This window comes from Mesorhizobium sp. M1D.F.Ca.ET.231.01.1.1, assembly GCF_003999155.2.
GTDB lineage: Bacteria > Pseudomonadota > Alphaproteobacteria > Rhizobiales > Rhizobiaceae > Mesorhizobium.
The window spans coordinates 61,062-77,320 of the sequence record NZ_RZOZ02000017.1; the positions used below are offsets into that span (position 1 = coordinate 61,062).

Sequence of the window (16,259 nt, forward strand, 5' to 3'; positions counted from 1 at the left end):
TTTCTATTCGCGGGTTGGGGGGAGGGAGCGTGTTCTTTACAGTATTGCCTGTCGGCGGGCGGCCGCCGAGCAAGGCTCGATCGCGAGCATTTCTAATCAGCGACAACTGGGACGATTGGTTCGCATTCTCGACCATGTATTTCCTGACCTACATCGATGCCGATGGTGAGAGTCGGGACATCGGGTCCGTGAAAATCGGCCAAGTCGGGATGGAGAAACCTCAGCGGCGTCCCGACATTCCAGAGCGCTTCGAGGCCTTGGAGGAGCAATTTTTCTCTTTGGGCCAGGACGATACCTATTATGCCGCGCTGAACGAAATCGGGCCCGAGCTACGCGACCGAATCCTCGAAGGCCTCAGGGACCTCGCTTTCGATTCGGATCTTTTTGAGCGCGCGCTGCAGGAGCGTGTCACGGGACTATCGCTGCTTCGTTCCGTGTCGACGCAGGCGGTGCGTGGGCAGTACCGCCGCATGGCACGTGGTGGGGCTCGCGTCACACCCTTCGAATTCTCATACAGGATGCCTCGCGATCGCAGGTCGATTACGCAGCGGGTGGAATTGACGTTTGGGGTGTTTCCCGAAGTTCAGCCACCGACCAACATCCATGTCATCACGGGGCGGAACGGTGTGGGCAAGACCTACCTGCTAAACTCGATGACAGAAGCGTTCTTGGATGACAACGATCGCGCAAAGGGGCGCTTCGTCGTCAGTCACGACGACGAAGACGCCGGCTCATTTACAGGGCTCGTGTCGGTCAGCTTCAGCGCGTTTGACGATTTCACTCCAATCAGCGTTCCGAGGGACAAGTCCTCTGGTCCGCAATACTCAACCCACTCCCCTGTCGTGTTGCAGGAGGTGCCAATGAGTTGCGTCTGGAAGATTCGACGCAACGGACGCACTGTCGTCGCCGAACGTCCAGAAATTGAGACCTTTGGTGAGAACGTGGAAATTCTGACCCGCGAGGTCTTCGGCTTGGAGGTAACAGGGTCCGGCTTCCATAGGATGCTGCGAGATCAGGTGGCGGCGGGTGGCGACTTCGATGAGATCGTCGAACACTTCGTCGGTCAACTTGGCCTCGAAGGCCAGGCGATCGTTCGAGGCCTTATCGCTGCACGCGACGCGAATGGCGATGACTGATGTGGAAATTGCCAAAGCCCGAACAAACGGCCGAAGATGTGTTCACCACGACGATCAGCAAGGTGGCAAATGAGGACCTCAAACAGCGCCTTGTGAGCGTAACCGCTGCAATCGTTGGCGCCTCGATCGAGTTCGATGACGCGGCCTCCAACAATGAGATCCACACCATTGCACCGAGTGCGAACATCGACGGTATTGTAACAGTCAAGGAAATGTCGAGGGTCTACACTGGCAGATTGGCCGCGAAGGGGGCCCCTGGCCGGACCGTCTATGATGAACTAATGGCCGCTCCGAAGCACGGCCGATGCCCGCTCTGTGGCCAACACGTGGTCTCAACCCTCGATCACTATTTACCGAAAACTCAGTTTCCTGCGCTCGCGGTAGCCCCGTGGAACCTGATTCCGGCCTGTCATGACTGTAACAAGGCCAAGTCGGATGTCCGGCCATTGACGGCGAGCGAAGAGACTATCCATCCCTACTATGACGATATCGAAGGCGAGCCCTGGCTTGTCGCTGAAGTCGTCGAAGGTACGCCTGCGGCTCTGCGGTTCCTCGTTTCCCCACCAGCCGGCTGGAGCGAAATCTTGACCTCCCGGGTCCAGCGCCAGTTTAAGATGCTCAATCTGGCGAGCCGATATGCGGCAAAGGCCGCACAGGAACTTACCGAACTAAGCGATCTGATGAACACAAACTATGCAGATGGCGGCGCGGACGATGTGCGCTCACTTCTGCAGAGCACGGCGAACAGCTGTCGGCTGGTAAATGTGAATGGTTGGCGGACGGCCTCCTACCAGGCGTTGGCCGACAGTGACTGGTATTGCCGAGGCGGCTTCGCGGCGGGTGTAGCATGAGGAGGATTATAAACGGGGTCGTGTACGATACCGAAACCTCCGAGCGATTAGCCCGAGGCGACCACGGCGACGACAGGTCGGATGCCTCCTGGACGCTTTACCGGACACCAAGCGGCGTGTTCTTTGAGCTGCTGGCAGGTCATGATGGTGTGTTGGAGGGGTTCTTCCCCCTGACGGACCTGGAGGCGCGAAAGTTCCTAGAGCGCCATGCCAATGATCGGGTCGAGCAGTATTTCGGGCCCGCTCGCGAGGCGACGCGCTCGCTGTTTTCGCGCCGGACGATTATTGCGGCGGCTGACGTTCTGGAGAACCTGACGCAGGCTGAAATCAGTGCGCTGCTCACCGACTTTGGGCCCAGCGTTTACGAGAATATCGGAGGTGGTAGCGCAAAAGCACGGATGGTTGAACTGAAGCAGTTCATCGATAGAAATCCGAGACATCCCGTTGACGATGGACTACTTGAAAACGCGCTGGTTGAACGCGCGGCTGCGCGTCTTCCCGCCGTCAAGCCAGTATATGAATGGTCGAAGCCGACCGTTGAGAAGCCCGAGTTTCAAAGGCTCCGCTACGGACTGGAGCAAGACGGGTTCACAGTATCGGATGGCATTCTCCGGCGCAGCCTTCCCACGGACATTGGGCTCCCGCAAACCGATTCCGAGTTGCTGTTGCTTCTAAAGCAGCATCGGTTTGAGGTGTCGCGTGGTCACCTTGTTCAGGCACGGGATGCTCACGCCCGGGGAAATTGGGCGTCCGCAAACGCTGCTGTCGAATTGTGTAAGTTCGTTTGTGCTTGGGGGCCAAACGGGAAGCGATGCATACCCAAACTGAAGCAACCGCTGTCCTGTGCCGGTTTTGCGTACGGCGTCCGCCACAGCCGGCCAAACGAAGTGCGCCTTGGGCGCCGCAAAGGCGCTGACGGAAATGATGTAGTCAAAAGAATGCATGCCGCGACAGCGACTACATTGTTGTAGCCTTTTCAACAGCGTAGGAATCCGACGGTATTTGGAACGGTATTATCGAACTCATTGATAGAAATTATATAATAAATTCAATTCGTTGATGCTCCAGTTGATCATCGAGTGGGAATGATTCAGTCCTACCTGGACGCCGTCGAAACTACGCCAACATACGCCGCAACCAACTGAAAACAAAAATAGATCCATCCATGGACAATCGGCAACTATCGGTGCGCACAGATTGGCAATGGCGGACCGCCTGACGGGCCCAGGACGGAATTCGCATATTCGGACAGCGCGATGCGTACATCTTCATTCCAAGAAAATATTAGTCAGCGCTAGCCAATTTCCTATCCTGGGAGGACACGGGTTCAAGCGGGCGGTTCCTGTGCCTTCGGAGCGATAGTTAGCCTGATCCGAGTCACCTGCAAAATATGCATTCTTTCTAAAAAACGATTGTCTAAAGTTGTCGCCTGGAGGCGCCTAAGGGCGAAAGACTCAAGATGAAAGGATAATTTCAGCGATAACCTCGTATATCCACATAAAAACCTTTCAACCAAGGACGCCGTTACTATTTCCGAAAAATTCCCCTCTTGACATCACGAATCCGCGTAGCTGTATTTGCGGTATTGGTGCGGGGAAGAAACGTGATGTCGATTTGGCAGTCACTGTCTGGGGCTTGCTCTAACTTTACTATATTCCAAGAATCTAAAATAGCATTGCGTAACGTCGCCCGGTCTTTGGTTCCGGAGTGAGACGGTGACGTGGGACAAATCTGTCTTTTGGGGCGTTTTGTTGAGCGGTGTATTGATGCCGCCCGCACTCGCGCAGGATGCGGGCTCATTGCTGCGCGAGCAGCAGCGGCAACAGGAGTTGCGGCGGCTTGAACGCCCGCCGGATATGGGCGAGGATCAGCAACGTCAGCCCCCCACACACCCCCCCGAACGGGGGGAAGTCATTATCGTCAAGGACCTGCGCTTTGTCGGTAGGGTGGAACTGCTGTCAGCAAGCGAGCGCGAACGGCTGACAGCATCGGCCACAGGCAAGCGGCTAGGCATCAGGGGCCTCTACGCGCTGGCGGATGAGGTGACGGCGCAGTTGCAGGCGCAAGGCCGCTTGCTTGCCCGCGCGATCCTGCCACCGCAGGACGTGACTGAGGGCATCATCACCATCAAGATCGTGGAAGGAACGCTCGAGAAGATGGAGTTCGAGCGGCGCGATGGCGTTCGTGTCCGGGAAACACTCTTGAGAGACATAGGCCAGCGCCACATCCGGACCGATGCGATTACCAAGCAGGACCTGGAAGCAGCGCTGCTGCGCATGAACGATCTTCCCGGAGTTTCGGCCAGGGCGCGGCTTGCGCCGGGTCAAGCTCCGAACACCTCCAGCCTGATCGTCGGAGTTGAACAGGAGCCGATTTTCTCGGCGTCGGTCTGGGGCGACAATTTCGGCAACTCTTCGACAGGCCGGGCACAAGCCAATGCCCAGGCCACGATGACAGACGTTACGGGCTATGGCGACCTCACCAGCCTTTCCGGCAACCTCTCCGACGGGCAGCAATTCGGCTCCTTCTCTGCAAGTGCGCCGCTTTGCGCGAGCGGCCTGACAGCCAACGCTACCTACAGCTACCTTCACTATCGCAATATCGATGACGTCGGTAAGGCACTGGAACTGGATGGCTATGCTCATTTCCTCAGTGGCGGGCTCGACTATAGTCTTATGCGTTCGCGCGACGCGAATGTGCGCATCGGGGTAGCCCTGAACTGGAAGGCCCTCGTCGACGACAGCTTGGCCGGGCACCTGCAGGACAAGCGGTCGCTCTCGGGGACCCTGACGCTTTCCGGTGATATGCGCGATGTGGTTTTCGGCGGAGGTCTAACAAGTTGGTCCCTGGGGTGGACCTATGGCGACCTCGATCTGTCGCGTGAACCGTCGGCCTTGGCCGCCGATCAGGCGGGGCTCCAGACGCAAGGCAACTTCCATCGTCTCAATGTCAGCCTGGCACGACTTCAGGACCTGCCGCGTGATTTCTCGCTGTTCGGCCGGGTTTACGGTCAGTGGGCGGACAGGAACCTCGATTCGTCCGAGGACTTCGCGCTTGGAGGCCCCTACGGCGTGCGTGGTTATCCCGTAAGCGAGGGGCAAGGCGATATGGGCCTGCTGGGCACGTTTGAGCTGCGTTATGACGCAGCCGTCCCCGCCGAATTCGGCAACCTGCAACTGGCCGGCTTCCTCGATGCGGGGCATGTCTGGGTCAACAAGAACCAGAACGGCATCCCGGCGCTCAACGCCTGCGGCTGCAACGACTATGGCCTTGCCAGCGGGGGACTGTCGGCCCGCTGGACGCGCGAGAACCTGAACTTCGCCGTCTCTTGGGCACACACGCTCGGCAGCAATCCCGGTCGCGACGCTGCCACCGGCAACAATGCCCACGGGCATTCCAACGACAATCAATTCTGGCTGACCGGCGCAATTCGCTTCTGAGGATTCGGAAATGAACAGGGTCTACAAGCATATCTGGTCGAAGACGCTTGGCTGCATCATCGTCGTGCCCGAATGCGCACGCGGCGCGCAGGGGAAGAAAAGCGGTAAACGCCGATTTGCCGCCGCACTTGCGGCCACCACGATGCTGACGACGTCGGCCTGGGCGCAGGAATTGCCGGCGGGCGGACGGATCGTTTCAGGTTCGGGAACCATCAGCCAGTCCGGCAATACCATGACGATCAATCAGTCCACGGGGAGGATGATCGCCAATTGGGGGAGCTTCTCTATCGGAGCCGGCAATTCGGTCACCTTCAATCAGCCGGGCGCATCGTCCGTGGCGCTCAACCGGGTCGTCGGCCAGAACCCCAGCCGGATCCTTGGGAACCTCAACGCCAATGGGCAGGTCTTCCTCGTCAATCCGAATGGCATCGCCATCGGTGCCACGGGCCGGGTGCGGACAGGCGGATTCGTCGCCTCGACGCTCGGCATTTCCAATGCGGATTTTCTGGCGGGGAACTATAATTTAAAGGGCTCCGGCGGCTCGATCAGCAATCAGGGCAGCATCTCCGGCAATGTCGTCGCGCTGATTTCGCCCACCGTCACCAATGCTGGCACGATCACCGGCGACACGGCCCTGGCGGCGGGCACCGACGTGCTCCTTGACTTCGACGGTGACGGACTTCTCTCCGTCGAAGTCAAGGCTTCGACCGTGAAGACGCTGGTCGAGAACAAGGGGCTGATCAAGGCTGACGGGGGAACGGCGCTCCTCACCGCAAAGGGGGCGAGCGAGGCCATGAAAGGCGTCGTCAACAATTCCGGTACCGTGCAAGCCAAGACCCTTGCCAGGAAGAACGGGCGCATCCTGCTGCTTGGTGATATGAAGAACGGCGAGGTCAAGGTCACGGGCAAGCTCGACGCGTCGGCGCCGAAAGGCGGTGATGGCGGATTCATCGAGACTTCGGCGAAGAAGGTTACGGTCACGGAAGGGGCGGTCATCACCACCAACGCCGTCGACGGCGCCACCGGCACCTGGCTAATCGATCCCAACGACTACACCATTGCCGCGACCGGCGGCGACATCACGGGCGCGGCGCTTTCCAGCCTGCTGGCCAGCACCAACATCACCATAGAAAGCGCCAATGGCGCGACGCCGGGCAATGGCGACATCTTCGTCAACGACACAGTCGCGTGGTCCGCCAACAGGCTCACGCTCTCCGCCGACCGCGATATCGAGATCAACGCAGCCATGCGTGCCTCCGGAACGGCCGGGCTCGCTCTCGAATACGGCCAAGGCGCAGCGGCCTCCGGCAACACGGCTACTTACAGCGTCAAAGCTCCCGTCAGCCTCGCCTCCACTGGCAGCTTCTCCACCAAGCTGGGATCGGATGGGGCGACAATCGATTACACGATCATCACCTCCCTGGGCGCGGCGGGAGAACCCGGCACGACCAGCCTGCAAGGCATCAAGAACAACCTCTCCGGCAACTATGTGCTGGGCGCCGATATCGACGCCAGCGACACCAGCACCTGGCACAGCGGCGCGGGCTTCGAGCCGATCGGCGCCGGTCTCATCAATCTGTTCAGCGGTACCTTCGATGGCCTGGGGCATACCATCTCCAACCTCTATATCAATCGTCCGGGTGTTCAGTATGTCGGCCTGTTCGGCGTCATGGGAGAGTCGGCTGCCATCCGCAACGCGAGCCTTACGGGCGCTTCCATCACCGGGGGCGAGCGAACCGGAGCCCTGGTCGGCCTTAACTGGGGTGGCGTGATCAGCAACAGCTATGCCGCCGCCGATGTGAACGGCGGCCCCCGTGTCGGCGGACTGGTGGGCAGCAATATTGGCGTGATCAAGGGCAGCCATGCTGACGGCAATGTAAGCGGAACCTCCAGTGTCGGCGGACTGGCGGGCTCCAATACGGCCCTGATCGAGGACAGCTACGCCGGCAGCGAGGTGAGCGGCACATCCGATGTCGGCGGACTGGTGGGTGGCCACAGCGGTACCATTCGCAACAGTCATGCCACCGGCAACGCGAGCGGCATCAGCAGAATCGGTGGACTGGTGGGGAGCAGCAGTCAGGCCACCATCGAGACAAGCCATGCCTCCGGCAACGTGACCGATACGGACGGCAACTTCAGCTTTGCCGGCGGATTGGTCGGACGCAGCTCTCAGACCACCATCCGCAACAGCTATGCAACAGGCAATGTGGAAGGGAATGGGGGTGCCTATGTTGGCGGGCTGGTAGGTGTCAATTCTTATGCAACAATCGAGCAGGCATACGCGACAGGCACAGTATCGGGCAACGACTGGGTCGGCGGACTGGCTGGCCAGAATGATACCAGCACTATTGCCAATTCCTATGCCACAGGTGACGTGCAAGGCCACGCGGTTGTGGGCGGGCTTGTGGGCGATAACATTTTTGGCGGCACGATCAGAAACAGCTATGCCACAGGCAATGTTGTTGCAAGTGTCGCGGATGTTGTGGGCGGACTGGTGGGCAGCAACGGCGCGACAGTCGAAAACAGCTTCTGGGATACCGATACCACGTATCAATTCAGCGCTTGCGGCACTGGCAGCGCCCACACGTGCGGCGCCACCGGCCTGACCACGACGCAGGCGCTGACACAGGCCAGTTACGGCGCTTTCGATTTCTCCGCCGACTGGTTCATGGTGGATGGCTACACCCGCCCCTTCGGACGATGGGAATATTCCACTACCATCACCAATACCCATCAATTGCAGCTGATGGCCATGGATCTCGGCGCGGATTACGTGCTGACCAACGACATTGATTTCGGGACGGTGTTCACTGATGGCACGCGCTCCGACATGTGGGCGACCATGCGGGCGACCAACGGCTCTCCCGTGAGAGGCTTCGTGCCGATCGGCGGGGCCTTGTCCACCTTCGTCGGGACATTCGATGGGGATGGCCACACGATTGCCGGTCTGGTCATCGACCGGCCGGGTGCGCAGACGTCGGACGATCACATTGGTCTGTTCGGCTGGGTCGGTGAGGGCGGCGCGGTACGTAACGTGGGGCTTCAAGGCGGCTCCGTCAAAGGCAACCACCATGTGGGCGCGCTGGTGGGCACACTCTCCGGCACCCTGGAAAACAGCTTTGCCAGCACCAGTGTTCAAGGTGACTCCAGCGTAGGTGGTCTGGTGGGGACCATCACCACCGGCACGGTCCGCAACAGCTTCGCCACGGGCAGCGTCAGCGGCGCCGATGACATTGGTGGCTTGGCGGGGACCAACGAGTCCTCTGGCACGATTGCGACCAGCTATGCGGCAGGCAACGTCGACGGAACATCGAACACCGGCGGTCTGGTGGGCCGGAACGCGGGCACGGTAACCGCCAGTTTCTATAGCCTGTCGGGCACTGGGCAATCCGACGCAGGCAAGGGCGTGGGCCTGATCGCGGGCGGGATGAACAACCCCTTCACCTTCATCGACGCGGGTTGGAATTTCTCGGAAATTTGGGGGACCCCCCGCAGCGGCGGCGCTCCGCTCCTGCGCGGGCTCACCGATACGTCGCTCTACGACTACTATGTCCGCCTGACGGGTGATCTTTCCCGCACCTATGGCGATGCCGATCCAAACCTTGGCGGTCTTGCGCTGGACGGCATCGGCGTCGGTAACGTTGCTCTGAACTGGGGCGGCGCGATCACCGCCGCGACCGGTGTGGGCACCTACGGCTGGTCGGGTGCCGACATGATTTCGCTCGCCTATTCGACGGGTTCGGCGGGGGATTATTATGTCGATTATGGCACCGGCGGGCTCACTATCGTGCAGCGTGTAATCTCGCTTTCCGGCGGACGCACCTACGATGGAACAACGGATGTCGCAGCAGCGACCTTCACCCTCGACAATCTCGCCAATGGCGAGGTGCTGACGCTTTACGGCGCAGGCAGCCTGTCGGACAAGAATGCCGGGGCGGACAAGGTCGTATCGCTGGGGACGCTTACGCTGGGCGACGGCACGGGCCTCGCTTCCAACTATACGCTTGCCGGCGGCACGTACAGCGTGGATATCGCCAGGGCGATCATCACGTCCGTCACCGGTATCGCCGCCGCGAGCAAGACCTATGACAGCACGACTGCCGCCGAGCTTGACACGTCCGGCGCCGGCTTCACCGGCATGGTCTCCGGCGACACCCTGACGGTCGCGACCGCCATCGGCGCCTTCACCGACAAAAACGCCGGGGCGGGTAAAACGGTCAATGTCACCGGCCTGACGCTCGGCAGCGCCGACGCTCGAAACTACACGCTGGCCGACGCGACGGCGAAAACGACCGCCGACATCGGGCGGGCCGTCATTACCGGGGTTATCGGGATCGCCGCCGCGAGCAAGATCTACGACGGATCGACCGCCGCCGTGCTCGACACGTCCGGCGCGGGCTTTGTTGGCATGATCGCTGGAGATCGGCTTACGGTCGCGTCGGCCGAGGGCGCGTTCGATACCGCCGCAGTTGGTAGGAGCAAGACCGTGACCATTTCCAGCCTCTCGCTGGGTGGGGTTGATGCTGGTAACTACGTTCTCCTCAACGACACGGCTTTCACCGAGGCGGACATTGCTGCAAGCCCTAATTCTGTCCTTTTGCCCGACCAACTCGAGCGATCTCGGAACTACGGGTTCGACGGCCCCACGTCCCTGCTGCTCAATCCCGCTCCTGTGCTGGTTGAAGTCTCCTCGAATCTGTATCCCGGAAGCTGCTCTCGACGAGACGTGAATGCCTTCCTGGCTGGGGTCTCGCGAATAGCCAAGCCTGCCGCAGTCTCAAGGGGTGACCCGCCTTCTTCATCGAGCCTCGGGGCGAACTTCACAATGCCTTGCCTATGACTGTGGTGCCTGGAACCGATCTCCCCTGCCTTGGGGCCTTCACCGCCCCGTACCAAGCCGCGGCGAGGAGCGCGATCCGCTCGATTGCGCGGGCGAAGATCGGCGAACTGGCGCCGCGCCCGCAGGGGCGGCGCCGCGCCTCCAAAGCCGACCAGGCCGCGGATGATCCGGCCGGGCGTCGACATCGACCAACAATATTCGAAGAAGGTGCCGGTAAGCTGGAAAGATGCGCGGATCGTTTCGCGCCGCTATGCGGTCGAAATGCGTGCGCGATAGGCTGTCGGAAGCGAGCCCCTTCAGCTTGACGATCGCCGCGAAGTCGGACTGCGGCAAACGGATCTCGTGATTCTCTACGCCGAAATAGTCGCAGATCCCTGCGGATCAGCGGCGGCCGCGGCGTCGAGCAGCCGGAGAGATACCGGTTCAGCTGGCTGCGATTGGCTAACCTTGAGGGTTCGACAGCCCACATCACGGCATTGGTACCGAAAATCGGGTATGCCTAGGCAGCCGAACTTGCGAAAGAGATCCTGTCCGCGGACAGGTACCGATACCGACCACGGCTTGATCGGCGAGGCATGGAGCAGCCCTTTGCGTGTTGCTTTCCGTCTGACGAGACGAGCGAGACCTCTATCGGAGTCCTTGCGAGCGAGGCGGTGCTCTCTGCCCATGAGGTTCTCGGTGACCACGATGTTGGTATTCTTGACTGCCGCGCGCCCTTTCTAGGATCTACCTTGGCAGGCGACCTCGACCAACTTCGATTTGTTCAGCCAGGGCTTCGACTTCGCACGGGTGAAACGCCCGGGCAGCTGGAAGTCACGCATGCCTGCCAGGGCCTCCCGACAATTGAGGTTCGGGGGCTCCGGCGAATGGACCTCCGCCGGAGCACGCACATTCCCGAACATGTCGACCAAGAGCGCGGGGACCATGACTTGACAATCTGGCGAGCCACATGGTTTATTTGGATGGACAGATAAAAAATAGCTTAGGGGAATACCGATGCTAATCCCGCGATTGTGGGGCTTTTCGCTCGTCATCGCCGTTGCCATGACCTTCTCCGCGGCGGCCCAGGAAAGGGTGGTCAACATCTACAACTGGTCGGACTACATCGATCCGAAGGTTCTGGACCAGTTTACGGCTGAGACAGGCATCAAGGTCGTCTATGACGTCTATGACGACAACAAGATCCTGGAGACCAAGCTCCTGGCTGGAAGGACCGGCTACGATATCGTCGTTCCCTCGGCCTATTTCCTTCAGCGCCAAATCCTGGCCGGCGTCTATCAGCCGCTGGACAGGTCGAAGCTCGCGAATGAGAAAAACCTGTGGCCCGCGCTTATGAAGCGGATGGAGATTTACGATCCGGGCAACCGCTACGCCATCAACCTGATGTGGGGCACCACTGGCATCGGCGTGAACGTCGACAAGGTCAAGGCCGCGCTCGGAAGCGTTCCCGACAGCTGGAGCCTGGTATTCGATCCCGCCAACATGGCCAAGCTTCAGGGCTGCGGCGTCACGATGCTCGACGCGCCCGACGATGTGCTGCCGGCGGCATTGAACTATCTCGGCCTCGATCCGAACTCGAAGAATGTCGATGATCTGCAGAAGGCCGCCGACGTCGTCGCCAAGGTCCGTCCCTATATCCGCAACTTCACCTCGTCGGCCTATATTGAGGGTCTGGCGACAGGAGACATCTGCATCGCGATCGGCTGGTCCGGCGACATCCTGCAGGCGCGCGACCGTGCGCTCGAAGCGGCCAAGGGCCTCGACACCAAGCCGATCAACGTTGCCTACATACTACCCAGGGAAGGCGGGCAAATCTGGTTCGACAGCGTTGCCATCCCGGCAGATGCGCCTCACCCCGACGAGGCGCACCAGTTCCTGAACTTCATCATGCGCCCTGAGATCGCGGCCCAGATCAGCAACTACGTTCGTTATGCCAGCGGCAACCTTGCGGCTAAGGACAGGATCGATCCGGCCATGGTCAACGATCCGACCGTCTATCCAGGGGATCAGGTCATGAACCGGCTCTACACGATCACCATGTACGACAATGCAGTGACCCGCGCGATGACCCGCATGTGGACGCGCATTGCCACCCAGCAATGAGCGGCGTGTCGGTTGTCGAGCGGCTCGATCTGCGGCCGCTGCGTGAGCTTTTCGATGAATTCATGCGAAACCCCGGCGGCCCGTACTGTCCCGAACTGGCGCGCCTGCTGAAGGTGATGCGGTCGCGAACGACAATGCCATGGGTGGCGGCGATCGAGTGTCCGGCAGGCTACCGCCTGGTGGGATTGTCGGGCAGGGGACGACCGCTGGAGTTCCTCAGCGACGAGAGCTTCGCGTCGCTCCACGAGGCCGAAACGGCAGCCTTCGCTATCCGCTGGCGACAATTATTTGGACAAGTGCCGCCGGACGCGGGCTCATGCCAGGGGACTATGCATCAAGCATGAAACGTCTTCTGGGCTATGCCAGCCAATGGTCGCTCAGACCCGGCGATACCGTCGATTTTTTCCTGTCCAGCGAGCCGGAAGAGACCGTCTCGCTAGACATTGTGCGTGTCATCAACGGAGCGCCGGCAGCGCTTGACCTGCGACCGATTCCCGGCGCAACGCTGGGGTCGCGGCCGGTAGCCAATCAGCCGATCCGGACCGGATCCTACCTGACCTTGACCATGCAGGACGGATTCGCCCAACGTGGCGTGACCGTGGCTTTCAGCGTCAAGCCGACACGCGATGCGCTGGCCTGCATCTTGGATACGGGCACTTTGCGTTTGTGGCGCGATGCGGGTGGCAGCTTGGCGCTCGAAGGCGCGAGGGGGCCAAATCGGGTGGCCTGCCAGCGAATGGGGCGCGGTAAATGGCACTCCGTTCGCATCGTGCTGGATGCGATCGAGCAGTCGGCTGTCGTCACGGTGGAAACAGCGTCTGCCGGGCCGGCCAGCACGATTTCCATACCCCTGCCGCTTGGCTGGCAAGGCATCCAAAGCCTGTCGCTTGGCGCAAAGACCGACGGCAGTTCGGCACTCGACGGGGTCGTCTCGGGATTCCGGCTGTGGGGCGCCGATGAGTCGAGTCCGGATATTGCCCTCGACTTCCGCGATCGCCTCGACTGCGACCAACTCACCAACCGGGGTACCGCGAAGGTCGACGCAAGGTTGGTCAACGCACCGACGCGCGGCGTGCCCGGTCCCAACTGGGCGGGACAGGCGTTCTCGCCGGCGGAAGACCAGGCTCTCTATGACGCCGTTCATTTCCACAGCGACGACCTCGAGGATGCCCGATGGGAAGCCAGCGCGAGTTGGGTCATCCCGCCGGGTTTCGAGAGCGGCTCCTACGCGCTGCGCGCAAGAGGATCGACCGAGACGACCTACGTTCCGTTCTTCGTGAACCCTGCTCGGGCGGCGCCATGCAGGCCAGTCGCCTTGCTCGCCTCAACTTTCACCTATCATGCCTATGCCAATCACCGGATCGCCCTTGAAAGCCCGGAATACGAAATCTCGGAGCTGAGCGCCCTGCCGGTCCTCGACGAGGAACTGCAGACCCTGCAGCATATGCCGGAACTCGGGGCGTCACACTATGACCGGCATGTCGACGGTCATCCAATTTATGTGACGACGCGCCGGCGGCCGATCCTCAACATGACGCCCGACACCAGCAACTGGTCCTATAATGCCGATACCAGCATCACGGCCTTCCTGCACGCTCGCGAAATCGACCACGATATCGTGACCGACGACCTGCTTCACAATGAGGGGGTGTCGGCGCTGGACGGTTGTCGTGTCCTCATCACCGGGACCCATCCGGAATACCTCTCCACGTGCGAATGGGACGCCCTGGTCGCTTTCCTCGACCGTGGCGGCCGCCTCATCTATCTCGGCGGCAATGGGTTTTACTGGCGCGTGGCTATCGCGCAGGACCGTCCCTGGCTGATGGAGCTTCGCCGGGCGGAATCGGGCGCGCGCTACAACGAGGCCGAACCGGCCGAATATCACATGCAGTTCAACGGCGAACGCGGCGGCCTCTGGCGCCGGCTCGGCAGGCCGCCGCAAGGTCTGGTCGGGGTCGGCATGGTCGCCGACGGCTGGGACCGTGGAGCAGGCTACAGGCTTACCGACGCAGCGCGCGACCCGCGCGTGGCCTTCGCCTTTGAAGGCGTTCACGGCGACGTCCTCGGCGCCCCCTGCGACGCGCATCCGGGAGCGGCCGGGCAGGAGGTCGATGCCGCCGACCCGGAGTTGGGCACGCCCGATCATGCTCTCGTGGTCGCATCGTCCACCATGCTGGGAGCCGGCTACTACCTTGCGCCGGAGGAAGTGGTATTCCTGCATTCGGCGACCACGGGCGACGTGAACGCCAGGGTCAGGGCAGACCTGACCTTCTTCGAAACACCGGCCGGGGGTGCGGTCTTCTCCACGGGCTCGATCGCCTGGGGAGCGGCGATGGCCGCTGAGCAGGGACGGACCGATGTCGGTCGGTTAACTGAAAACGCTATCCGGCGCTTTGGTGATCCGAGGCCGTTCGCTTTCCCCCCGGCTTCAGGTCCGGGAGGAGACGGGTGAGCCCCTTGGTCATCCGCAGCCTGGCGGCCTGAACTGACAAGGCGCCCTGGCCAAGATGCATCTCCAACCAAAGAGAGTCGCACAAGCCGCTGATCAGGCTTGCGTCGGTTGCGGCGTCGGATGCGGCATGCCCGGTTGCCTGCCGCAGCGCCTCGGTCAGGGCAGCGAGATATTCTCGTTCCAATTCGAGGCTTATCTCGCGGTAGCGCCGACGCGGCCCGGCCTCTCCCCAAAAGGCAAACCAGACCGACAGCTTGCTGCGCGAGCAGATCGCCTTGTCCAATGGAGCCAACGCCAGCGCCTTCACGCGCTCCACCGTGCCGGCTTTTGAATGCTGCAAGGCAAGCTGCCAGGCCGCGCGAAACTCTGCGGCCAGCATGTCGATCACGCACTCGAACAGGCTTTCCTTGCTGTCGAAATGGAAGTTGACCAGACCATGGGAGAGGCCGGCGTGCCGGGCGATGTCGTAAACGGTGCAGGCCGCAAATCCACGCTCTGCGATTGCTTCCAGGGCGGCTTCGATCAATTGTCGGCGGCGCTCGGCGCGCTTTTCCTCGCGCCGAGGCGTGTCTGGGACGGCACGGACGCGATGCGCTGGTCGCCGCCCTTCCTTGGAATCTTCCGTCTTTGACATGGAAGTGGATTAGGCAAGCGAAACGACAGCGTCAAGCGAGCTCGGTATCTGGCTCCCAGCGATGTCGACGGAAGCGCGGCCACCTGCTGCACCTCGAATGTCCTGCGGCCTGGCCGACGTTTAACATCGTAATTATGCGGCAGTGCCGATAGTTTGCTCAAGCACACCGTTTACCCTGCACTCTTTTGCGTCACAGTTGCAGTCGAGCGATCAGCCCAAGGCCTGACCTATCCGATAGCGCGTCGGCGTTTCTGAAAGTGTAGGCTCCGCCCAATGCCAGCAGGCTCACAAAGTCTATCTGGACAGGTGTTGTGACCGGATGGGGAATCTCGATCATGGTTTCGGCAGGGCACTTTGTCTGCGAAGTCTTTCGGGAGGACCCTCTTTATGGGCCGCGGGAGAGGCGGACGCAACCAGGAACTGGCTCTTCGGTTTGCCCTTCTCAATGAACGAGAACCGATCCCGCGTCCCTGGGTCTTTCTCAGCGGCGGCACCGACGGTCGGGACGGACCGACGGACGCGTCAGGCGCCCTTGTCGATTCCGGATCAACAGAACGGATGCGCCGGCGTGGCTGCAAGCCGGAAGCCCATCTGGGCAACAACGATTCCTACGCTGCATTGGCGACTTCAGGCGATTTGCTCCTGACGGGGGCTACGGGAACAAATGTCGCTGACCTGCAGATACCGCTAATGCAGTAGCCTCGGCCTCGAGGCGCTCAGGCGTCGCTTCTCGCCAATTATCCTGCGTTGTATCTCCAGCAGAAAATATTTACTGTTGGTAAAATGAATCAGCGAACGGCAGT

The 16,259-nt window shown here is 61.0% G+C and carries 9 protein-coding genes; 8 read left to right on the forward strand and 1 reads right to left on the reverse strand.

Annotation, left to right across the window (positions count from 1 at the left end; translation table 11 throughout):
• Positions 1 to 29: 29 nt before the first annotated feature.
• From EN874_RS30010 to EN874_RS30050, 8 genes are all read left to right on the forward strand, one after another.
• The gene (locus tag EN874_RS30010; protein ID WP_126101814.1) at positions 30 to 1,136 is read left to right on the forward strand and encodes a hypothetical protein; all 1,107 of its coding nucleotides are present in this window, start codon (positions 30 to 32) and stop codon (positions 1,134 to 1,136) included.
• Positions 1,136 to 1,987, forward strand: a complete 852-nt coding sequence (locus tag EN874_RS30015; protein ID WP_126101813.1) for an HNH endonuclease — start codon at positions 1,136 to 1,138, stop codon at positions 1,985 to 1,987. The genes EN874_RS30010 and EN874_RS30015 overlap by 1 nt, the downstream gene beginning before the upstream one ends.
• A gap of 20 nt (positions 1,988 to 2,007) precedes the next feature.
• Positions 2,008 to 2,958 carry a hypothetical protein gene (locus EN874_RS30020; protein ID WP_126101812.1) on the forward strand — a complete coding sequence of 317 codons (951 nt, stop codon included), beginning with the start codon at positions 2,008 to 2,010 and terminating at the stop codon, positions 2,956 to 2,958.
• Positions 2,959 to 3,702: 744 nt separating this feature from the next.
• Positions 3,703 to 5,427 (forward strand): ShlB/FhaC/HecB family hemolysin secretion/activation protein, encoded by a 1,725-nt coding sequence (locus EN874_RS30025; RefSeq protein ID WP_245513718.1) that lies wholly within the window; start codon positions 3,703 to 3,705, stop codon positions 5,425 to 5,427.
• Between the two features lie 10 nt (positions 5,428 to 5,437).
• The gene (locus tag EN874_RS30030) at positions 5,438 to 10,267 is read left to right on the forward strand and encodes a YDG domain-containing protein (RefSeq protein ID WP_127428541.1); all 4,830 of its coding nucleotides are present in this window, start codon (positions 5,438 to 5,440) and stop codon (positions 10,265 to 10,267) included.
• 996 nt (positions 10,268 to 11,263) lie between these two features.
• Positions 11,264 to 12,370, forward strand: coding sequence for a polyamine ABC transporter substrate-binding protein (locus tag EN874_RS30040; protein ID WP_127428539.1), 1,107 nt, complete (start codon positions 11,264 to 11,266; stop codon positions 12,368 to 12,370).
• Positions 12,367 to 12,714, forward strand: a complete 348-nt coding sequence (locus tag EN874_RS30045) for a hypothetical protein (protein ID WP_127428538.1) — start codon at positions 12,367 to 12,369, stop codon at positions 12,712 to 12,714. Before EN874_RS30040 ends, EN874_RS30045 begins: the two co-directional genes overlap by 4 nt.
• A complete protein-coding gene (locus tag EN874_RS30050; protein ID WP_128261487.1) occupies positions 12,711 to 14,822 on the forward strand; it encodes a N,N-dimethylformamidase beta subunit family domain-containing protein in 2,112 nt (703 codons plus the stop codon). Before EN874_RS30045 ends, EN874_RS30050 begins: the two co-directional genes overlap by 4 nt.
• Here EN874_RS30050 and EN874_RS30055 read toward each other — a convergent pair.
• Positions 14,752 to 15,456 (reverse strand): TetR/AcrR family transcriptional regulator, encoded by a 705-nt coding sequence (locus tag EN874_RS30055; RefSeq protein ID WP_127428536.1) that lies wholly within the window; start codon positions 15,454 to 15,456, stop codon positions 14,752 to 14,754. The genes EN874_RS30050 and EN874_RS30055 overlap by 71 nt on opposite strands.
• Positions 15,457 to 16,259 lie beyond the last annotated feature (803 nt).

Coding starts and splice junctions, on each gene's coding strand:
- EN874_RS30015 (WP_126101813.1), top strand. CDS start 1,136: ATGTGGAAATTGCCAAAGCCCGAACAAACGGCCGAAGATGTGTTCACC.
- EN874_RS30030 (WP_127428541.1), top strand. CDS start 5,438: ATGAACAGGGTCTACAAGCATATCTGGTCGAAGACGCTTGGCTGCATC.
- EN874_RS30040 (WP_127428539.1), top strand. CDS start 11,264: ATGCTAATCCCGCGATTGTGGGGCTTTTCGCTCGTCATCGCCGTTGCC.
- EN874_RS30045 (WP_127428538.1), top strand. CDS start 12,367: ATGAGCGGCGTGTCGGTTGTCGAGCGGCTCGATCTGCGGCCGCTGCGT.
- EN874_RS30050 (WP_128261487.1), top strand. CDS start 12,711: ATGAAACGTCTTCTGGGCTATGCCAGCCAATGGTCGCTCAGACCCGGC.
- EN874_RS30055 (WP_127428536.1), bottom strand. CDS start 15,456: ATGTCAAAGACGGAAGATTCCAAGGAAGGGCGGCGACCAGCGCATCGC.